Source organism: Mesorhizobium sp. M0571 (assembly GCF_040320985.1).
Classification (GTDB): domain Bacteria; phylum Pseudomonadota; class Alphaproteobacteria; order Rhizobiales; family Rhizobiaceae; genus Mesorhizobium.
The window spans coordinates 68,936-89,365 of the sequence record NZ_JAMYQT010000005.1 but is presented as its reverse complement, the minus strand read 5'-3'; the positions used below and the strand labels follow the sequence as shown (position 1 = coordinate 89,365).

Genomic DNA, 20,430 nt, shown 5'->3' with positions numbered 1-20,430 from the left:
GACCGGGTATGCGTGAACAGATGCCTGAAGAGCAAGGCATCTCGTCTGGGAGGACGACCAATGGCGATAACTGCCACCACCGCCACGGCACGCGGCCCGATGGTACTCAAAGACTGGGCGCAGCTTCTGCTGCTCGGCGCCATCTGGGGCGGTTCGTTCTTCTTTGCCCGTATTGCGGTATCGGAACTTCCTCCGCTGGTGCTGGTGCTGTTTCGCGTCACCATCGCGGCGATCGCGTTGCAGCTCTATCTTGCGGTTCACGGCCCGTCCTTTCGCCTCGCCTTGCCGCATGCCGGCCTGTTGTTCCTGCTGGCGCTCGCCAACAACGTCATCCCTTTCTCGCTGATCTTTGCCGGCCAGACCGAGCTTGGCGCCGGTGTCGCCTCGGTGCTTAATTCGACCACGCCGTTCTGGACGCTGATCCTCGCCAACGCGCTGACCAGTGACGAAAAACTGTCCTGGAACAAGCTTGCCGGCATCGCGCTCGGCATAGCCGGCACCGCGGTGATGATCGGTCCCGGGCTGATTGCCGGGCTCGGCGGGCCGGTCTGGGCGAAATTCGCGCTGATCGGAGCGTCGGTATCCTATGCGGTTGCCCTGATGATTGCCCGCCGCTTCAAGGGTGTGCCGTCACCGGTCATTGCCGCCGGACAATTGACCTGCTCGACCATCATCATGATCCCGGTCGTTCTGTTCACCTATGACGCTGCCAATCTGTTTTCGGCTTCGCCGCCGGTATGGGCGGCGGTGCTGGCGCTGGCGCTGCTGTCGACCGCCTTCGCCTATATCCTGTATTTCAACCTCGTCGCCTCGGCCGGCGCCACCAACGCCTCGCTGGTCACGCTCATCGTGCCGGCCAGTGCCATCCTGCTCGGCTTCCTGTTCCTGGGCGAGCGGCTCGAACTGTTCGAACTCGGCGGCATGGCGCTGATCGCGTTCGGCCTCGTCACCATTGATGGGCGCCTGTTCGGCCGACGCTAGAACGCCGCGCCTGATTGCGTCGCCCCGAAAAGCGATTCCAATTCGGGGCTGGGTAGCGCTGCCATGCCACGGCTTCGCCACAAATTATTCACAGGTCCAAGGCCGGCTTTTGACCAAGAGTTTCAATACCTAACGGCAAACAGCAGGTCGAAAATTCCACAATTTCGTCGCATTGCAGCAAAGTTTCTGCTTGCCTGTGGCACAAATGACCCTAGACTCTCGCCATAGCTCTTAAGAGGAGGCTATGACATGGGACTGACGAGGCCAATCAACGCTTTGATGATTTGTGCTGCGTTTGCATTCATCGGCGCCCTCATTATGGGCGTCCTTCCATAAGGCCGCTGAGCGGCGGAAGACCAGCACCGAATATTACAAACCATTGAAAAGGCCGGGCATTTTGCCCGGCCTTTTGCATTTCCCCAACCTTTTGCATTTCAGAGGACTCGCCTGCCCCTAGGCCGCGGCAGATCCCGCTGCCTCGACTTCGTGCGATCTGATGCCGATCATGTGGCAGATGGCAAAGACCAGATCGGCCCGGTTCATCGTATAGAAGTGGAAATCGCCAACGCCACGCTCGACAAGGTCGAGCACCTGCTCGGCGGCCACGGCCGACGCCACCAGCGCATGCGTTTGCGGGTCGTTCTGCAGCCCATCGAAGCGCTCGGCCAGCCATGCCGGCACCAAAGCGCCGCAACGCGCCGAGAAGTTGGCGACCTGGGTGAAGTTGTGCACCGGCAATATGCCCGGTACGATCGGTATATAGATGCCGGCCCGCCGTGCCCGTTCGACATAGCGCTCATAGAGATCGTTGTCGAAGAAGAACTGGGTGATCGCCCGCGTCGCGCCATTGTCGGCCTTGCGCTTCAGCATGTCGAAGTCGGTTGCGAAATCCGGGCTTTCCGGATGCTTTTCCGGGTAGGCCGAGACCGATATGTCGAAATCGCCGGCGCCCTTCAGCGCATCAACCAGCTCGGCGCCATTGGCATAGCCGTCCGGATGCGGCCGGTAGGCCGCGCCGACGCCCTCGGCCGGATCGCCGCGCAGCGCGACGAAACGCTTGACGCCCATATCGGCGAATTCCCGGATCACCGCGTCGACCTCGTGACGCGCCGCGTCGACACAAGTCATATGCGCCGCCGGCGTCAGTGTCGTTTCGTTGAGGATGCGCTTGACGGTGCGGGCCGTGCGCTCGCGGGTCGAACCACCGGCACCATAAGTGACCGAAACGAATTTCGGCTTGAGCGGCTCCAGCCGGGTGACTGTGTCCCACAGCCTTGCCTCCATCTCGTCGTTCTTCGGCGGAAAGAACTCGAATGAAACCCTGACCTTGTCGCCAATGTCGGGGCGGCGGGAGAAGCGGAACTGGTTCATCAGGCGGTTTCCCCTATCGGATACGCAGTGGCCGGTTGTCTGTCGTTGGAAGGCTCGGCGATCAGCATGCGTCGATCGCGGCCGAGCCAGAGTTTTACGGTGAGCTTGGCCTCGTTGCCGCCGCGCGGCTCGAATTCCTGGCTGTCCTCGAGGTCGAGGCCGGCTTCGGAAAACCAGTCGGCAATTTGCCGGTCGGAAAAGCCGAGGCGCATATGCGCGTGCTCGTCGCGTAAAAACTCCAGCGTGTGCGGCGCGAAATCGACGATCACCAGCCGGCCGGCCGGGCGCAACAGCCGCGCCGCCTCGCGAATGGCGCGAGCTGGATCGTCGAGATAATGCAGCACTTGGTGGATGGTGACGAGATCGAAGGCGTCGCGCTCGACCGGCGGCGCGAAAATATCGCCCTGCCGCACCTGCGCATTCGAAACGCCGGCCTTGTCGAGATTGGCGCGCGCCACCGTCAGCATTTCGCGCGACATGTCGATGCCGACACCGCGCCGATAGAGCGGCGAAAAGATCTCGAGCAGCCGTCCGGTGCCGGTGCCGAGATCGAGCATCGACTGGAACGGTCGCTTGCCGACGAGCTTGACGAGTGCTGCTTCGACGGCGCGGTCCGGCACATGCAGCGACCGGATATGGTCCCAGCTTGCGGCGTTTACCGAGAAATATTCGGCAGCCCGGTCCTGCCGCTTGCGCTTGACCGCGGCCAGCCGTTCGAGATCACGCTCGACCTGCGGATCGGCGCCGCGGATGCCGGAGACCAGCCTGAGTACGAAATCGCGCGACGCGTCGGAATCCGAAAGCCGGAAGAAGGCCCACGACCCCTCCTGATAGCGGCCGATCAGCCCGGCCTCCAGCAGCAATTTCAAATGCCGCGAGACGCGCGGCTGCGACTGGCCGAGGATTTCGGTGAGATCGGAAACGGTAAGATCGCCGCGCGACAGCAGCGCCAATATGCGCAGCCGGCTGGATTCGGCCGCCGCCTTCAATGTATCTACCATCGTGTCGAGAGCGACATGCATGCGAGCATTCTCTTTGAAAAGATATAAACATATGTTTATGTCGATTTTGATAGCCTTGCAAGCGCTATGTCGCTTCCGGACAAGAAAATGACGCATGCGTGGCGGATCGCGCAAAGCCGGAAGCATGATCGGGGCGAGAACCATGTTCGAAACGCGTAGCGGCGAAAAGCTTCTGAAGACCGACCCGGCAACGATGCCGCCGGATGGCCATGTCGTCTTCATCGGCCGCATCGCCTCGCCGTGGACGACGCGGGAAACTTGCCCCAAGAACATGAAAGCCGCGCGGGAGACGGGACGGCCGGCGGCTCTCACGATCGACCCGCTTTATCGTGATGGCCTGCTTGACTTGGAACGCGCCAGCCACGTGATCATCCTGTCCTGGCTGCACCATGCACCGCGGCAACTGATTGTGCAGAAACCCCGCCATGCCACCGAGCCGAAAGGCGTTTTTTCGCTGCGCTCCCCTGCCCGGCCGAACCCGATCGGACTGCATGTCGCAAAGCTCGTCGCCCTCGACATCGATACCGGCCGCATCGATCTCGACGCCATCGACGTGCTCGACGGCACGCCGGTCATTGACCTCAAGCCTTATTTCGCCTCGACCGATGCCTTTGCCGAGGCAACCATGGCCGGGCGGGACGAGCCAGGACGGGTCGAGTGATGAGCGCGCCGACCGGCCGCCGCCGCGCCATCGCCAAGGCGCTGACAGCGCTTCTGCCGCTGGCGCCCTATGCCGACATGGAAAAGATCCGTGCCGATGCCGGCGCCGTGCATATGAAGACGCTGCCGCCGACGATTGCCGTGTGGCTGGCGACCATCGCCCATATCCGCCATATGCACACCGACTACGAAAAGCTGCTGGCCGAAGGCTATGACCGCGATTCCGCGCGCTTCTTCGTCATCGAACAGACCAACAATGTGCTGACCCGCTGGCGCGCCACCCGTCTGCTCGATGATGAGGACGAGGAGTGACAGGCTAGCAATGGCCTATCCGGCAAGTCCGGCCTGTGTCTTGTCCGGCCGGCCGTGCTGTTCTACCCGGATGCAGCGGCCACCGCGCGAGGGCATGAAGGAGGCGAGATGGACAACGCTGGGGATCCGCTGACCAAACCGCTGCCTTTGCTCTCGGTACAGCATGTCGACCCGCACTCCTATCCGGACGGCGTCGCCTTTCTGGACGACCAGTATCTGCCAATGTCGCAGGCCAGGATCCCGGTGCTTGATTGGGGGTTCCTGCACTCGGATGCCACTTACGATACGGTGCATGTCTGGAACGGTCGCTTCTTCCGTCTCGACCTGCATCTCGACCGCTTCTTCGGCGGGCTGGAAAAGCTGCGCATGACGATTCCGTTCGACCACGAAGGCGTGGCCGAAATCCTTCAAAACTGCGTGGCGCTGTCTGGCCATCGGGCTGCCTATGTCGAGATGCTCTGTACGCGCGGCACCTCTCCGACCTTCAGCCGCGACCCGCGCCAGGCGGTCAACCGCTTCATGGCCTTCGCCGTTCCCTTCGGCTCGGTCGCCAATGCCGAGCAATTGCAGCGCGGCCTCAACGTCGCGATTAGCGATAAGGTGCGCATCCCGCCGACCTCGGTCGATCCGGCAATCAAGAACTATCATTGGCTCGACCTGGTGCGCGGTCTTTACGACGCCTATGACCGCGGCGCCGAGACCGCGCTGATCCTCGATTTCAACGGCAATGTCGCCGAAGGCCCGGGCTTCAACGTCTTTTGCGTGAAGGACGGAAAACTGTCGACACCAGCGGTCGGCGTGCTGCCCGGCATCACGCGGCGCACCGTCTTCGATCTCTGCGCCGAGGCCGGGCTTGCCGCCGCAGCAACTGACGTCGGCATCGCCGCGCTTAAGGCGGCCGACGAAGTCTTCATCACCTCAACCGCTGGCGGCATCATGCCGGTGACAACGATCGACGGCGCTCCGGTCGCCAACGGCAAGGTCGGTGCGATCACCAGCCGGCTGATGGCGCTTTATTGGCAAAAGCACGAAGAACCGGCATGGTCGACCCCGGTGCGCTATCCCTGACCCTCGCTGGCCGGGCGCGGCGCTGTCCCGCCAACGTCAAGGTCGGCAACATCGGAACCTTCAAAGCCTGAAACAAAAAAAACCCGCCTCAATAGGCGGGTCGGCGGCGCGGATCAGCACCATATCTAAATTAGTAGCATAGCTGCCGGCACAAAGCAAGAACAAAATACGCTGTGCCTCCGCGAAATCACTTCAGGTTGGTATTGGGGCTTCATTCCAGCTTGGGTTCATCGCCCCCACGAAAGTGGGGGAGAGGTGGCTCGGCGAAGCCGAGACGGAGAGGGGGAACCGCTCTCTACGAAAGACCCCTCTCCGGCCGCTTCGCGGCCACCTCTCCCCCGCTTCGCGGTGGGCGAGGAACCCAGGTCTTGAGAGTTCGAGGGACAGTGCCCCTCTGCCCTGCCGGACAGAGGGGGGGCGACGGAACGCGGCTTCGGCTGGCAATGCCGCCCTGCCTGGACTAGGCCCGATAGATCCACTGCTCCGGCACGCGCACCGAAATCTCCTCGCCGGCCGTGATGGTGCCGGGCTTCTCGACCCAGGCGACGAGCCCGCGCAGCCGCTTCGCCGCTTTTGGGAACAGCAGCGCGCCGGCGTCATGGTCGGCCATCCCGGCATGTTCGGCGACCGACCGCCCGGCGATGCGGCAAGGTCCGTTCTGCGCGTCGACCTTGACGGTCGCGCCGCCTTTGAAGAACAGCAGCGTCCCGGACGGCAGCATGGAGAGGTGCGGCAGGCCTTCGATCACGAGATTGGCGCCGATCCATTCCGGCTTGATCTCGGCGATGCCCATTCGTTCGGCGACGATGGCCAGTTCGTCCGCCGCCACGATCGACAATTGCCGCTCGTTGCGCATCTCGGTGCCGCGCGGATACCAGGGCTCGCGCCCACCGGAGCGCCGCGTCGTGCCGGCGTGGAAATCGCCATCGATGCCATCGAAGCCGAGTTGCAACGCATCCACGACTCGTGTCTCGAAATGATCGAACGGCGCGACGTAAAGCGCGGCCACCTTGGCGGCGAGTTTTCGCGCCGGGACAATCTCGACCGGATTCTCGGCTGCGGGAAACATATCCAGCATTGGTTTCATTCCTTGCGACGGGGCGCAGTTAGCCGAAGTCGATTTACAGCGTCCAGTCGAAAGCGTTGATGCTCCAATCAAGGCGGCTGATACGGTTCGGCGCCGACAACCCCCTGCCAGGCTGGACCAGCTCCATTCCGCGCCCGTGCCGCATTGCTGCCGCGCTGTATCGATTGGATAACAGGGTCAGACGAAGGCCTGCGGAGGTTATCATGCATCCCGCATCGGCGATCGTGCAGCTTTGGCTGCTCTGGGTCGTCACATGGGCCGCGGCCGCCTTCTGGGCCGACCGGGCCGAAAAACGCGCCGGTTTCGACGCGGAACTTCCCTACCGGGCGGTGCTGGTGCTCGGCACGATCCTGCTCTTCATCCCGGCGCACGGCTATGCCGGCCCGCTGAGACTTTGGATGCCAAACCTTGCCGACGCGTGGATATGCTTCGCGCTGATCGCTGCCGGTCTGGCATTCGCCTGGTGGGCGCGGCTGCACCTCGGCCGCCTGTGGTCGGGCACGGTCACCGCCAAGGCTGAGCACCGCGTCGTCGACACCGGTCCCTACCGGCTGGTCCGCCACCCGATCTACACCGGGCTGCTTCTGGCGATCCTCGCCACCACGGCGGCGAAGGGCACGGTCTGGGGCGTTGCCGGGGCCATCCTCCTCATCGTCGGCATCGTCATGAAAGCAAGGCTGGAGGAGCGCTTTCTCCGCGGCGAACTGGGTAGCGCTACGACGACTATGCCAGGCGCGTTCCCATGCTGGTGCCGTTCGCGCCGAGCTAATGCATGTCGCCCAAAAGTGTGCAGCGTTTTGGGACAACGACATGCATAAAACAAAAATCTAAAGCATGCGCAACAGCGCGCCGCCGATCGAATAGCCGGCGCCGAAGGCGCAGAGCAGGCCATAGTCGCCGGCCTTCATGTCGGCATGGTTCTCCGACAGGGCGATGATGGCGCCGGCGGCGGCGGTGTTGCCGAGGCGCTCCAGCACCATCGGCGCGCGGTCATGGTCGACCTCATGGCCGAAGGACAGTTTCAGGATCATGGCGTTCATCCGCGCATTCGCCTGATGCAGCCAGAAGCGCCGGATCGCTTGCGGCGTCAGCCCGTGCTCGGCCAGGAATTCGACGATGAATTTGTGGCCGGCGACGGTAACTTCCTTGAACACCTTGTTACCGATCTGCTTGATCAGATTGCCTTCCAGATCGATCATGTACGGATCGTCCTGGGTTGCGCGGGTATAGTAACCGAGATTGGTGCGGATGCTGTTGGACATCTGCGTCCAGGTGCGCGTATCCAGCACCTCGAAGCGCCCCGGCCGCTTCTCGCCCTGGGCGAGCCCTTCGACGATCATCGACACGGAAGCGTCGCCGAAGATGAAATGCGTCTGCCGGTCGCGAAAATTGAGATGGCCGGTGATGATCTCCGGCGTCGACACCAGCACGCGTTTGTGCGCCCCTGCCCGCACCAGATTGACGGCGATGTGCAATGCGGCCGCCGCCGACGAGCAGCCAAGCCCCATGTCGAAGCCGGCGCCCTTCGTCCCCAACGCCTGCTGCATTTCGATGGCGATCGCCGGATAGGGCCGCTGATGGTGCGAAGCCGAGCAGATCACCAGGTCGATATCCTCAGGCTTCAGCCCGGCATGATCGAGCGCCTTCCTGGCCGAGGCGATACCGAACTCGGCCTCCAGCGACAGCGCATCGTCGGGCCGCGCCGGGAAGCGCGGCGCCATGCGGGTCGGGTCGAGGATGCCTTCCCGTTCGATGACATGGCGGGTCTGGACGCCCGAGGCATGGACGATGAAGGCACTGTCCGATTTCTGCAGCAGCGTCTCGCCCGAGGCCTCGCGGCGGACATTCTCTGTGTCCACCCAGGTGTTGAAGCTGGCGACGAGCTCCTCATTGGTGATCGAAGCTTCGGGGATTTCAACGCCGATGCCGCTGATGATGACGCGATGCATTTCCAGTTCGTCCCATGCGCAGACGTTGCGGCCTCATGTCGACGCCGCAAAAAGCTCGGCGCAACCTCTTTTGCACCTAGCCAGTTTATGCCGGCTTAAATCAAGCCCCTGGAACGGGTCTTTACCAGGCGCAGAGCTTGGTATTGGTCTGCGGATTGTTCCAGCAGGCGCCGTCATCGTTTCTGCGCACGAATTGCCCGGGCAGCGAGACATTGCGCCGGCCGAGATTGACGTAGCCGTAAGCAAAACCGGGCCCGTCGACCTCCAGGACATAAGTCGGATAGCCTGGCGCAGAGATGCGAAAGCTGCCGTCACCGTCCAGCGCCCGGTAGTTGCAGGAGAAATAGCCGTCGTCGCTGGTAAAGCAGCGCGCCCGCTTCGCCTCCGCCGACATCGACAAGGCGAGCACGGCGGCCGCGCAAACGCTGCCGCCGAAAACCATCTTTTTCAGTGTCATCATCCACCCCATGGCCGCTGACGGGCCGTTGCCCTTGCGCCGCTGAAATGCGCATGGAGGTGAAATCGGGTCAAGCGGCCGCTGCGCACTACCCTTTGCCGTGGCTAAAAGTTCCTAAGCAGCGCGCCGCGCCACGATGAAGAGACGGGGGAAGCGCAGCAACACCTTGCCGTTCGACATCGCTGGATAGGCTTCTTCTATTCTGGCCGTATAGCGCTTCAGGAAAAGCTGCCGCTCGTCTTCGTCGAGCGGATCGAGGAACGGCTTCAACCCTGTCGACTTCACCCACTCGACGATCGCCTCGGCATCCGCCATCGGATGGTTGTAGATCGTGTGCCAGATATCGAGCCGGTCCGACAAAGGCGACAGCAGGTCGTAATAGAACGCGACAGGCGGCAGCGGCGCGCGGGCCGCGTCGCTGAGCTTTTCGGTGAACGGCATCTCGGCCGCAGTCTCCCGCATCAGCCGGTGCGACGGCTCGGCCATATTATCCGGCATCTGCACGGCAAGCGCGCCGCCGGGCGCCAAAAATCCCATCAGTCGCTGGAAAATCGCCGGATGCTCCGGCAGCCACTGAAACACCGCATTGGCGAAGATCACGTCGACGGGTTCCGTCGGCTGCCACGCCGCCGCATCCGCCAGCGCAAAGGTGACGCCGGGCAGACGCGCCTTGGCCTTCTCGATCATATCAGGCGAGGTATCGAAGCCGCTGATCTGCGCCTTTGGCCAGCGCTCGACCAGCAATTCGGTCGAATTGCCCGGCCCGCAGCCAATGTCGACCACCCGACGTGGCTCCCGCATCGGCACCTGCGCAACGAGATCGCGCGCGGGGCGGGTGCGCTCGTCCTCGAACTTCAGGTAGAGGGCGGCGGACCAGTCGGGTCTAGACATGCTGTTCTCGCGAAGATTGTCTTCTGTGTCGGTTCAATAGGCATCTGTCGACAGACACACAATGTGCCAGACATGTCGGTGCGAATCGTGCAGTCTTGACACGGGCAGAAAGTTCTGTCTTTGTTCTTATTTTCTTAGGGGGCCATTGTGAACGCCGAAGCGATGAATGCAGCCATCGACTTGGCGAAGAAAACAGGTGGCAAGCGCTTTCACACGGTGCTCGCCGATCCTCCTTGGCGCTTCACAAATCGTACCGGCAAAGTTGCGCCCGAACATCGCCGTCTGTCACGCTATGAAACGCTGACGACCGATGACATCTGCGCGCTGCCGATATCAGAACTGACTTTGCAACCGGCACATCTCTACCTCTGGGTTCCGAATGCGCTGCTGCCGGATGCTCTGCGAGTCATGCGAGCCTGGGGATTCGAATACAAGTCGAACATCGTCTGGCACAAAGTGCGAAAGGACGGCGGCTCTGATGGCCGCGGCGTCGGCTTCTATTTTCGCAACGTGACCGAGCTGCTTCTGTTCGGCGTGCGCGGAAAAAATGCTCGTACGGAATCTCCCGGCCGCAGCCAGGTCAACTACATGTCATCGCGAAAGCGGGAACATTCCCGCAAACCCGATGAGCAATATGAACTGATCGAAAGCTGCTCCAAAGGTCCGTATCTGGAGCTTTTTGCACGTGGCACCAGACCCCGATGGACGTATTGGGGCAATCAGGCAGATGAGGACTATAAGCCTACTTGGAAAACATATGCCTACAATTCGGCAGTAGAGCCTGCCGAATAGCGATTATTCGTCGCCTCCTACTGCATCAATTATTGGCTGGAGACCCGAAGGATCCTCACCAAAGCTGACGATTGAATCTGGCAGCCCAATTGTAACCAGAGGGCATGGGTTGCCAACACCGCGAGAGATTCGATCGTCTAATTTTCGCCAATGGGTGGTAGCTTCACCGAACTTGTCTGCTACAAATTTGCTCGAGAATGCTTCTCTGAAGGTAACCGGATCTTTCGAGCGCTCGATACGTTTCATGATCGCAGCGCGCTGACGTGTTGTGGGATCGTATCCCCAGCGCAACAAGTCATCGAACGATTGAATTTGCCGCTCGTCGAAAAATCGCTGCACAAGACTGAGCATATTGTCGTGAAGCGATTTTCCTCGCGTGACAATAATTCCGACTGAAATAGCTCCCTCGGCATGAAGACGTTTGAAATTCTCAAGGTCGCGATCAAAGAATGGGTCTTTGTTATTCCATTCGATTTCTAGTGCGACCACCGCATCGGAATCATTCCGCTGCCGAAGATGCCGTACATGATCCATTTTGTGGGAAATCGCTTCTCTCGCGATTCCATTAATTACTTTTTCGATCGTGAAAGTTGTCGTCAACCAATCCGCAGCAACCAACCCTCGCCGTAAGCGCTGCGTGTTCTTTGTTTCACCACCACCGCCAGCGATTATTTCTTCGATCGGAATTGATGCAGCTAGAAGAACAGCCTCCAGCTCCGATACCGCGTCTGGGAAGTCGACAGAGAGAATCGCTTCAGCGTGCGAATGAAACTCGACCTGAAAGCCTTTTGCCGAAAGACGATCGAAGAGTGCCATGCCCTACCTGGTCAGCCGCTTATACGTCATCCTGTGCGGGTTGACCGCGTCCGGGCCGAGGCGGCGGATCTTGTCCTGCTCGTAATCCTCGAAATTGCCCTCGAACCATTCGACATGGCTGTCGCCCTCGAAGGCGAGGATGTGCGTCGCCAGCCGGTCGAGGAACATGCGGTCGTGCGAGATGATGACGGCGCAGCCGGCGAAGTTTTCCAGCGCGTCTTCGAGTGCGGCAAGCGTTTCCGTATCGAGATCGTTGGTCGGTTCGTCGAGCAGCAGCACATTGCCGCCGGTCTTCAGCATCTTGGCCAGATGCACGCGGTTGCGCTGGCCACCGGACAGATTGCCGACCTTCTGCTGCTGATCGCCGCCACGAAAGTTGAACGACGCGCAATAGGCGCGGGTGTTGGCCTCGAACTTGCCGAGCTTGACCACTTCGGCGCCGCCCGAGATCTCTTCCCAGACGGTCTTGGTTGGGTCGAGTGCGTCACGGCTCTGATCGACATAACCGAGCTTGACCGTCTCGCCGACGCGGATCGTGCCGGCATCGGGCTTTTCCTGCCCGGTGATCATGCGGAACAGCGTCGTCTTGCCGGCGCCGTTCGGGCCGATGACGCCGACGATGCCGCCGGGCGGCAGCTTGAATTCGAGATCGTCGATCAGCAGCGTGTCGCCGAACCCCTTCGACAGACCCTCGACCTCGATCACCACATTGCCGAGCCGCTCGCCATGCGGAATGACGATCTGGGTGTCGCTCGGACGCCGCTTGTCGGCCGCATCCAGCAGATCCTGGAACGCCTGGATGCGGGCTTTCGACTTGGTCTGCCGGGCTTTCGGGCTGGACTGGATCCACTCGCGCTCTCGGCCGATCGCCCGCTGGCGCGCATCGTCCTCGCGGCCTTCCTGCTTGAGGCGCTTGGCCTTGGCTTCGAGATATTTGGTGTAGTTGCCTTCGTACGGGATGCCACGGCCGCGGTCGAGCTCGAGGATCCAGCCGGTGACGTTGTCGAGGAAGTAGCGGTCGTGGGTGATGATCATCACCGCGCCCGGATAGGCGCGCAGATGCTTTTCCAGCCACGCCGTCGTCTCGGCGTCGAGATGGTTGGTCGGCTCGTCGAGCAGCAGCAAATCGGGCTGGCGCAGCAGCAGCTGGCAGAGCGCGACGCGACGGCGTTCGCCGCCCGACAGCTTGGTGACGTCGGCTTCCTTGGGCGGACAGCCGAGCGCCTCCATCGCCATCTCGACCTGCTGCTCGAGATCCCACAAATTGAGCCGGTCCATCTCGTCCTGGAGCTTGGCCGACTCGTCGGCCGTCTCGTCGGAATAGTTCATCATCAATTCGTTATAGCGCTCGATGATGGCGGTCTTGGCGACGACGCCTTCCATGATGTTCTCGAACACATTCTTGTTCGGATCGAGTGCCGGCTCCTGCGCCAGGTAACCGACGGTCGCGCCTTCGGCCAGCCAGGCTTCGCCGCTCCACTCCTTGTCGATCCCGGCCATGATCTTGAGGATCGTCGACTTGCCGGCGCCGTTGGGGCCGAGGATGCCGATCTTGGCGTCCGGGTAGAAGGACAGATGAACGTTCTCGAGCACCTTCTTGGTGCCGTAGGCCTTGTTGAGGCCGGCCATGTGATAGATGAACTGGCGTGCCACGCGCGCTTTCCCTGAAAAATCGACTGATGTCGGATTGAATGGAAGTTGCGCGCTATGTAAGCGATGCGGCCCCGAACGGCAAACAGTTTTGGCCCTAGGCGAATTTGGTCGCACCGCAAACGCTTAGCCGTTCATTTCGTGCCGACGCCCAAGGCGAAAGCTCCGGTTAACCATTCCGCGTCAAAACAGTGTTGGGTGGGAATCGCCGGCAGCCGCGATTTCGGAAGAGAGATCGGGTCGTGCTGAACAGTTTCCTGCTGCTTGCCGAAGCGGTTTTCTATTTCGGCACAATGGTCACGCTTTTCTGGTTCAGCAACCGCATCGGCCTCGGCGTCTTTGTCTGCGCGCTTGGCGCCATGCATTTTCTGGAAACCTATCTGGCCAGCGTGTTCTATGTCGCGCTGCCGTTCGGCATGGTATCGCCCGGCTCGGCTGTGCTGTTTTCCGGCAAACTGGTGATGCTTCTCCTGCTCTACATCAAGGAGGACGCGGCAACCGTGCGGCAGCCCATCTACGGCCTGCTGCTCGGCAATGCCTTGATGATCGGGCTCGTGCTGATCCTGCGCTTGCACGACATCGCACCGCTGCCCGACGGCAAGCTTCCCGACATCGCCTTCATCGATAAGATGGGTTGGCTGATGGCATGGGGCACTTCGCTGCTGTTCATCGATGCCATCCTCATCATCCTGCTCTATGAAAAACTCGGCAAATACCTGCGCAATGCGCTTTTCACCCGCATCCTGGTCTCGGTAGCCTGTGTACTCACATTCGACCAGGCGGGGTTCTTCACGGCGCTGCATTTCATCGCCGGGGCGCCGGTCGCGGTTTTCCTTGGCGGCTGGTTTGCCAAGATGGGGGCGGCCCTTGCTTTTAGCATCATGCTTGTCGCCTATCTCAGATGGTTCGAGGCACGGCAGATCCCGGCGCCGCGTGGGCTTTCAGACATTTTCGACACGCTGACCTATCGCGAGCGCTATGAAGCGCTGGTCGAGCAGGCAGGGCGCGACGGCCTCACCGGCCTGCTGAACAGGGGCCGCTTCGACAGCGACGGCGAAGCCGCCGTCGCCGCCAGCCTGCGGACGGCCAAGCCGCTCAGCCTGCTGATCATCGATGTCGACCATTTCAAGTCGATCAACGACCGCTTCGGCCATGCCGAGGGCGACAAGGTGCTGAAATCCATCGCAGCCCTGCTTGGCGAGATTGTCAGTCCCGAGGACCAGGTTTTCAGGATCGGCGGCGAGGAATTCGCAATCCTCTGTTCGCGCCCGCATCCGGCGGCCAGGCTGCTGGGCGAGAGCATCAGGCACGCGGTCAAGACATCAACGAGCACCAGCCGGTTCGACATCGCCATCAGCGCCGGCATCTCGACCGTCGGCGAGACGACCCGCTGCCTTGCCGATCTTTTCGCGCTCGCTGACCAGCGTCTCTACAAGGCCAAATCGACCGGACGCGACCGCGTTGTCGGCGAGCCGGGCGGCAACGAGGCTGACGGCCGCAACACATGGACCAGGCCGGAGCGCAGCGTCGGCGCATAACGCTGCAATTGGCGCAATCAGGATTGTTTGCGCCGCTGCCATGCGCCGATCGCGACCGAAACCGCCATCAGTGCGATCGCCAGCCATTTCATTGCCGCGATGATCGGGCTGGCATCGATATCATAGGCGATGAACAGAAGAATGCCCGGCACCAGCAAGCCGCAGAGCACCAGCATGATCCGGTTGATCTGCCACGACACCTTTGCCGCGAGCGCCTGATCGCCGGCCACGGCGACAAGGTTGGTATGCAGCGACTTCGGCGCGACCAGCGCGGTCGAAAGGCGCAGCGAAATCGGCAGGCCGATCCCGATGATCAGGAAGGCGCATGCCGCCAACAGCAGCGAAAACTTGAGCGCACTGGTTTCGGCCGGTACCGGGAACAGCAGCGTCGCCAGCGGCAGGAAGATACCGAAGATACCGAGCGCAGCGATGGCGATGAAGATCGCCGCGTTGACCAGTGTGAACAATTGGTAGGTGCCGGCGCCGATCGGTTTGGCGAGCGTGCTCATGCGCGCCCACTCCGCTTCGGTGTAGGAAAAACCCGGCCACTCCATATGGCCGTCCCGAATCGCCGTCATGCCCCTGGCCCAGAACGCCAGCCGCGCCAACGCGCCGCTCGTCATGCCACTCATCGCTACCCCCGCCGAATGATGCCCCTGGGATCATACCATCCCCGATGCAAAGCGACAGCCGCGTTCGGCCTATTTACTGGAACCCGACGGAGTCGACCGTGCCCTTCGGGCAGCCGGCCTTGGCTGTCGGCGCCGAGGCAAGCAGCAGGGCACCGAGCGAAGAGTTCGAAGCAATCGGGCCGGTGAGGCCGAGCGTCAGCTCGCCGATCAGCCGCCTGCCGCTCGAAGGATCGACCACGCAGGATACGCGGACCCGGTCGCCCGCGCCTGTGCCGAAGGCGCTGTCGAAGGCGCTGCGGATCCGATCGGACGTCAGCTGCTTGCCGATGTTCTTGGTGAAGAGATCGCGTACCGGCGACGCGTTCACCGCGCGCATCAGGTTCAAAGCGTCGGAGAAATACTCCTGCTGGCTCTTGCCGTAGCAGGTGCCGTGCTTGATCCACTCATGCCTTTCGAGGGCGGATGCGGTGCCCGGCATCACCTGGTCGAGTTCCGATCGCGTTTTCGGGTCAAGCGTGACCGGCGGCAGGTCCCGCCAGTGCGCCGGATCGTCGTTCGCCTTGTCGCTTGCCGCGACCTGGCAATAGAAATTTCCGTTCGGTTGCGGCCACAGCCCATGCAAGGTGAAATGGGTCGCATCGAAACCGGCCGCGGTCTGCGCCCGGCATTCGGTCTTGCTGGACTTGGTCTCGCAGAAAGCCGGCTGCCAGCTCAGCGCGAAGACATATTCCGGTTTTCCGGACGCCGATGGCTTGTTCGAATCGGCAGGCGCCGGTGCAGCCGGCATCGTCGACGCATTGCCGCTGGAAACATGGCCGCAGCTGATCTTGACCCAGCGACGCTCCGGATCGGCGCCCGGCACGCGAATGAGATAGTGGGTGGGCGCATCCTTGTTGCCGGCCAGGAGATCATAGCTCTGGCCAGCCGCGGTCGAGACATTGCCCGGGTTCTTGCCGCTCTTGATCGCCTGCGTCGCCGGACAGGCGGCATCGGCGACGAATGAGCCGGTCATCTTCACATCGGCCTGCGCCGCGCCGACCAACAGCACGGCCGCAAGCGCCAATCCGAAAACAAAACCTGTCCGCATAAGAGTCCCTCGGCTGAAAAAACTGCGGCAACAGACTGCCGTTGTCACCATGTCAGAATTGCGAACGTGCGATAAAGCTCACCGCGCAAATCGGCCACGCCGGATTGACGCAAAACCAGCGCCGGCGCAAACAAAACTCGCGTCCGGTATCGTGTCGAGGCATTGGAGACGAAGCGGCGATGTCATTCGACCAACAGCTTGTGCTTCGATCGCCAACCGGCGCCGAGCTCAACCTTTATGTGAAACACGCCACCGGCCAACCACGCGCAATTGTCCAGATTAACCACGGGCTGGCCGAACATGCCGCGCGCTATGCCCGCTTCGCCGATTTCCTCGGCGAGCGCGGCTACCAGGTTTATGCGCATGACCACCGTGGCCACGGCGCGACCAGGGCGCCTGATGCCCCCCTTGGCAGATTCGCCGACACGGATGGCGGTGCCAAGGTCATCGCCGATGTCGCTGCCGTCCACGACCTCATCGCCAAGGAAAAGCCGGGCCTGCCGGTCATCGTCTTCGGCCACTCCTTGGGCGCGTCGGTCGCGCTGAATTTCGTCTTGCGCCACTCTGCGCGCATCCAGGGCGCGGCGATCTGGAACGGCAATTTCTCGGCCGGCCTGCTCGGCCAAATCGCGCTCGGCATGCTTGCCTGGGAAAAATTCCGGCTTGGTTCCGACGTGCCGTCGCGCCTGCTGCCCCGGCTGACGTTCGGGGCCTGGGGCAAGGCCGTGGCCAATCACCGGACGCCGTTCGACTGGCTGTCGCGCGATGCCGTCGAAGTGGAGAAATACATCGCCGACCCGCTCTGCGGCTGGGACGCATCGGTGTCGATGTGGCAGGACGTCGTCAAGATGGCGCTCGATTGCGGCAGCGACCGCAGTTTTTCCGGCGTGCGGCGCGACCTGTTCGTCAATCTCGTCGGAGGGGAGAAGGATCCGGCCTCGGATGGCGGCAAGGCTGTCAGCCATCTTGCCGGCCGGATGCACATGATGGGCTTTTCGAATCTCGTTTCAAAGGTTTACGCCGAAACCCGCCACGAAAGCCTGAACGAGGTAAACCGAGATATCATCATGGAGGATTTTGCCGCCTGGGCCGACCGCGTGCTGAGGGCGCCGTGATACTTGGCCCATCGCAAGGGCCGTGACAGCGGCACGCGGGATTGATAGTGGGATGTCGCCCAAAAGTGCGCAGCGGTTTTGGGATAACGACATGCACAAAAAAGATCTAAGGCTGCGCTTTCGACCAATCACGGTGATCCATGACTGAGCCTCCGCTCAAAGGCATCCGCGTCATCGAACTCGCACGCATCCTTGCCGGGCCATGGGCCGGGCAGCTGCTTGCCGACCTCGGCGCCGATGTGATCAAGGTCGAAAGCCCGGACGGCGGCGACGACACGCGCAAATGGGGGCCGCCCTTCGTCATCGGCCATGACGGCGAGAACCTTTCGGCCGCCTATTACCATTCCTGCAACCGCGGCAAGCGCTCCATCGCCATCGACTTTTCGACGCCCGAGGGCGCCGAGACGGTGCGCCGGTTGGCCGCGACATCGGACGTGCTGATCGAAAACTTCAAAGTCGGCGGACTGAAGAAGTACGGCCTCGATTATGACAGCCTGAGAAAAATCAACCCGCGGCTGATCTATTGCTCGATCACCGGTTTTGGCCAGTCGGGACCGTATGCGCCGCGCGCCGGTTATGATTTCATCATCCAGGGCATGGCCGGCATGATGTCGATCACCGGCGAAGCCGGCCGCGAACCGCAAAAGGCCGGCGTCGCTATTTCAGATGTTTTCACCGGGCTTTATTCGGTCATCGCCATCCAGGCGGCGCTTCGTCATGCCGAGAAGACAGGCGAAGGCCAGCATATCGACATGGCGCTCTACGACACCCAGATCTCGACGCTCGGCAACCAGAACCTCAACTATCTCGTCTCCGGACAATCGCCGGTGCAGATGGGCAATGCGCATATGAACATCGCGCCCTACGAGGTGGTGCCGGTGAAAAATGGCCACATCATCCTGGCGGTCGGCAATGACGGCCAGTTCGCAAAGTTCTGCGCTGCCGTCGGCCTCGACGAGCTGGCGTCTAACCCTGACTTCGCCACCAATCCCGCCCGCGTTGCCAACCGGGCGAAGCTGCGCGAGCAGATGATCGAGGCGCTGAAAGTCTTCGATCGCGACCCGCTGCTGGCCAAGCTCGAGGCCGCCGGCGTGCCGGCCAGCCCGATCAACAATATCGGCCAGATGTTTGCGGACCCGCAGACCATCGCGCGCGGCATGCGGCTCGACCTCGACGACGGCCATGGCAATCTCTTGCCCTCGGTGCGTGCGCCGATGGTCATGTCCGGCACGCCGCTGGTCTATGAACGGCCCTCGCCGCGTCTCGGCGAACACACCAAAGAAATCCTTGCCGAACTGGAGAGGTCTGGAAAATGAAGACCGGCGGACAACTCATCGTCGATGCGCTCGAAGCCAACGGAACGGACCGTATCTATTGCGTGCCCGGCGAATCCTATCTCGCGGTGCTCGACGCGCTGCATGATTCACCGATCCGCACCATCGTCTGTCGCCAGGAGGGCGGTGCCGCAATGATGGCCGACTGCCATGGCCGCCTGACCGGCAGGCCCGGCATCTGCTTCGTCACCCGCGGCCCCGGCGCCACCAATGCCTCGGCCGGCATCCACATCGCCATGCAGGATTCGGTGCCGCTGATCCTGTTCATCGGCCAGGTCGCCAGCCACGCCAAGGGGCGCGAGGCCTTCCAGGAGGTCGACTATGTCAGGTTCTTCGGTGATATCGCCAAATGGGTGGTCGAGATCGACGACGCCGCACGCATCCCCGAATTTGTCACACGCGCCTTTGCGGTCGCGACGTCCGGCCGGCCCGGCCCGGTCGTCATTTCGCTGCCCGAGGATATGCTGACCAGCCTCGCCGAGGCACCGGAAGCCCGGCATTACACACCGGTCGAAACACGGCCCGGCGAAGCCGAGCTCGACGCGCTGGAAGAGCTGCTTAACAAGGCAAAGCGGCCCTTCGTCATTCTCGGCGGTACGCGCTGGGACGCGCAAGCCGTCGCGCAAATACGGACGATCGCCGAGGCCTGGTCGCTGCCGGTCGGCTGCTCCTTCCGCCGCCAGATGCTGTTCGACCATCTTCACCCGAACTATGCCGGCGATGTCGGCATCGGCATCAACCCCAAGCTGGCAACCGCCATCAAGCAGGCCGACCTTGTGCTGCTCATCGGCGGCCGCATGGGCGAGATGCCGTCGTCCGACTACACGCTGCTGAAGAGCCCCTACCCGGACCAGATGCTGGTCCATATCCATGCCGACGCCGGCGAGCTCGGCCGCGTCTACCGGCCGGCGCTGGCGATCAATGCCTCGCCCGCGGCCTTCGTCGAAGCCTTTGCCAAACACAAGCCGGGCGCAGCGCCGGTGTGGGCGGCTGAGACAGCGAAGCTGCATGCGGCCTATCTCGACTGGTCGACGCCTCCGGAGAGCGGCCCTGGCGCCGTCCAGATGGGGCCGATCATGAATTATCTCGAAACGATGCTGCCCGACGATGCCATTCTCACCAACGGCGCCGGCAACTACGCCACCTGGGTGCATCGCTATCACCGCTTCCGGCGTTTTGGCACACAGGCAGCACCCACATCCGGCTCGATGGGCTACGGCACGCCGGCGGCGGTCGCAGCCAAGGAATTGTTCCCCGAGCGCGACGTGATCGCCTTTGCCGGCGACGGCTGTTTCCTGATGAATGGGCAGGAATTCGCCACCGCCGTGCAATACGGACTGCCGATCATTGTCGTTGTCGTCAACAACGGCATCTACGGCACCATCCGCATGCATCAGGAACGCGAATATCCGGGCCGTGTCGTCGCCACGGATCTGAAAAACCCCGACTTCGCGGCGCTCGCGCGTGCCTATGGCGGTCATGGCGAAACAGTCGAGAAGACCGCCGACTTCGCGCCGGCTTTCCAGCGTGCGCGCGCCAGCGGCAAGCCGGCGATCGTCGAGATCAGGCTTGATCCCGAAGCGATCACGCCGACCCGGACGATGACGCAGATACGCGACAGGGCCTGAGCGCCAACGGGATAGGTCGAATCCCTTCGCAAACTTCGAC

At 62.1% G+C, this 20,430-nt stretch carries 20 protein-coding genes; 10 read left to right on the top strand and 10 right to left on the bottom strand.

The genetic code is table 11. The features are described 5' to 3' along the window. Window positions 1-60 precede the first annotated feature (60 nt). Window positions 61-981, top strand: coding sequence for a DMT family transporter (locus NKI85_RS08440; RefSeq protein ID WP_352776558.1), 921 nt, complete (start codon window positions 61-63; stop codon window positions 979-981). A 453-nt stretch (window positions 982-1,434) separates the two neighbouring features. Here the strand turns inward: NKI85_RS08440 and metF are convergent, their stop codons facing one another. Further along, a complete protein-coding gene (gene metF, locus NKI85_RS08435) occupies window positions 1,435-2,352 on the bottom strand; it encodes a methylenetetrahydrofolate reductase [NAD(P)H] (protein WP_352524242.1) in 918 nt (305 codons plus the stop codon). Beyond that, window positions 2,352-3,374, bottom strand: coding sequence for an ArsR/SmtB family transcription factor (locus tag NKI85_RS08430; protein ID WP_352524240.1), 1,023 nt, complete (start codon window positions 3,372-3,374; stop codon window positions 2,352-2,354). The genes metF and NKI85_RS08430 overlap by 1 nt, the downstream gene beginning before the upstream one ends. 142 nt (window positions 3,375-3,516) lie before the next feature. Between NKI85_RS08430 and tsaA the strand changes: the two genes are divergently transcribed. The 3 genes from tsaA to NKI85_RS08415 all read left to right on the top strand — a co-directional run bounded on the left by tsaA (window position 3,517) and on the right by NKI85_RS08415 (window position 5,414). Continuing rightward, window positions 3,517-4,035 (top strand): tRNA (N6-threonylcarbamoyladenosine(37)-N6)-methyltransferase TrmO, encoded by a 519-nt coding sequence (tsaA, locus tag NKI85_RS08425; protein ID WP_352776557.1) that lies wholly within the window; start codon window positions 3,517-3,519, stop codon window positions 4,033-4,035. Then, window positions 4,035-4,346 (top strand): DUF2293 domain-containing protein, encoded by a 312-nt coding sequence (locus NKI85_RS08420; RefSeq protein WP_352524237.1) that lies wholly within the window; start codon window positions 4,035-4,037, stop codon window positions 4,344-4,346. The genes tsaA and NKI85_RS08420 overlap by 1 nt, the downstream gene beginning before the upstream one ends. 108 nt (window positions 4,347-4,454) lie before the next feature. Continuing rightward, entirely contained in the window at window positions 4,455-5,414 is a 960-nt protein-coding gene (locus tag NKI85_RS08415; protein WP_352776556.1) for an aminotransferase class IV, read from the top strand. Between the two features lie 460 nt (window positions 5,415-5,874). On the opposite strand, the gene NKI85_RS08410 is transcribed toward NKI85_RS08415, so the two are convergent. Next, a complete protein-coding gene (locus NKI85_RS08410) occupies window positions 5,875-6,492 on the bottom strand; it encodes an MOSC domain-containing protein (protein ID WP_352776555.1) in 618 nt (205 codons plus the stop codon). A 212-nt stretch (window positions 6,493-6,704) separates the two neighbouring features. On the opposite strand from NKI85_RS08410, the gene NKI85_RS08405 reads away from it, so the two are divergent. Then, a complete protein-coding gene (locus tag NKI85_RS08405; RefSeq protein ID WP_352776554.1) occupies window positions 6,705-7,319 on the top strand; it encodes a methyltransferase family protein in 615 nt (204 codons plus the stop codon). Between the two features lie 9 nt (window positions 7,320-7,328). On the opposite strand, the gene NKI85_RS08400 is transcribed toward NKI85_RS08405, so the two are convergent. The 3 genes from NKI85_RS08400 to tam form a co-directional block, all read right to left on the bottom strand. Further along, window positions 7,329-8,399 carry a beta-ketoacyl-ACP synthase III gene (locus tag NKI85_RS08400; protein ID WP_502900653.1) on the bottom strand — a complete coding sequence of 357 codons (1,071 nt, stop codon included), beginning with the start codon at window positions 8,397-8,399 and terminating at the stop codon, window positions 7,329-7,331. A gap of 172 nt (window positions 8,400-8,571) precedes the next feature. Then, window positions 8,572-8,907: a hypothetical protein gene (locus NKI85_RS08395; RefSeq protein WP_352776553.1), complete on the bottom strand. Its 336-nt coding sequence runs from the start codon at window positions 8,905-8,907 to the stop codon at window positions 8,572-8,574. 114 nt (window positions 8,908-9,021) lie between these two features. Continuing rightward, window positions 9,022-9,798 carry a trans-aconitate 2-methyltransferase gene (gene tam, locus NKI85_RS08390; protein WP_352776552.1) on the bottom strand — a complete coding sequence of 259 codons (777 nt, stop codon included), beginning with the start codon at window positions 9,796-9,798 and terminating at the stop codon, window positions 9,022-9,024. 147 nt (window positions 9,799-9,945) lie between these two features. On the opposite strand from tam, the gene NKI85_RS08385 reads away from it, so the two are divergent. Beyond that, window positions 9,946-10,590: an MT-A70 family methyltransferase gene (locus tag NKI85_RS08385; RefSeq protein ID WP_352524229.1), complete on the top strand. Its 645-nt coding sequence runs from the start codon at window positions 9,946-9,948 to the stop codon at window positions 10,588-10,590. A gap of 3 nt (window positions 10,591-10,593) precedes the next feature. On the opposite strand, the gene NKI85_RS08380 is transcribed toward NKI85_RS08385, so the two are convergent. Continuing rightward, window positions 10,594-11,406, bottom strand: coding sequence for a BglII/BstYI family type II restriction endonuclease (locus tag NKI85_RS08380; protein ID WP_352776551.1), 813 nt, complete (start codon window positions 11,404-11,406; stop codon window positions 10,594-10,596). Between the two features lie 3 nt (window positions 11,407-11,409). Continuing rightward, window positions 11,410-13,059 carry an energy-dependent translational throttle protein EttA gene (gene ettA, locus NKI85_RS08375; RefSeq protein ID WP_352524226.1) on the bottom strand — a complete coding sequence of 550 codons (1,650 nt, stop codon included), beginning with the start codon at window positions 13,057-13,059 and terminating at the stop codon, window positions 11,410-11,412. Window positions 13,060-13,298: 239 nt separating this feature from the next. Between ettA and NKI85_RS08370 the strand changes: the two genes are divergently transcribed. Continuing rightward, the gene (locus tag NKI85_RS08370; RefSeq protein WP_352776550.1) at window positions 13,299-14,594 is read left to right on the top strand and encodes a GGDEF domain-containing protein; all 1,296 of its coding nucleotides are present in this window, start codon (window positions 13,299-13,301) and stop codon (window positions 14,592-14,594) included. 17 nt (window positions 14,595-14,611) lie between these two features. Here NKI85_RS08370 and NKI85_RS08365 read toward each other — a convergent pair whose 3' ends face one another. Beyond that, the gene (locus NKI85_RS08365) at window positions 14,612-15,226 is read right to left on the bottom strand and encodes a hypothetical protein (protein ID WP_352776549.1); all 615 of its coding nucleotides are present in this window, start codon (window positions 15,224-15,226) and stop codon (window positions 14,612-14,614) included. A 73-nt stretch (window positions 15,227-15,299) separates the two neighbouring features. Next, on the bottom strand, window positions 15,300-16,313 hold the full coding sequence (locus tag NKI85_RS08360) for a ribonuclease T2 family protein (RefSeq protein ID WP_352776548.1): 1,014 nt from the start codon (window positions 16,311-16,313) through the stop codon (window positions 15,300-15,302). A gap of 179 nt (window positions 16,314-16,492) precedes the next feature. Here NKI85_RS08360 and NKI85_RS08355 point away from each other — a divergent pair, with 179 nt between their 5' ends. From NKI85_RS08355 to NKI85_RS08345, 3 genes are all read left to right on the top strand, one after another. Next, window positions 16,493-17,428, top strand: a complete 936-nt coding sequence (locus tag NKI85_RS08355; protein WP_352776547.1) for an alpha/beta fold hydrolase — start codon at window positions 16,493-16,495, stop codon at window positions 17,426-17,428. 140 nt (window positions 17,429-17,568) lie between these two features. Next, window positions 17,569-18,744, top strand: a complete 1,176-nt coding sequence (locus tag NKI85_RS08350) for a CaiB/BaiF CoA transferase family protein (protein WP_352776546.1) — start codon at window positions 17,569-17,571, stop codon at window positions 18,742-18,744. Next, window positions 18,741-20,390 carry a thiamine pyrophosphate-binding protein gene (locus NKI85_RS08345; RefSeq protein ID WP_352776545.1) on the top strand — a complete coding sequence of 550 codons (1,650 nt, stop codon included), beginning with the start codon at window positions 18,741-18,743 and terminating at the stop codon, window positions 20,388-20,390. The genes NKI85_RS08350 and NKI85_RS08345 overlap by 4 nt, the downstream gene beginning before the upstream one ends. The last annotated feature ends 40 nt before the right edge of the window (window positions 20,391-20,430 follow it).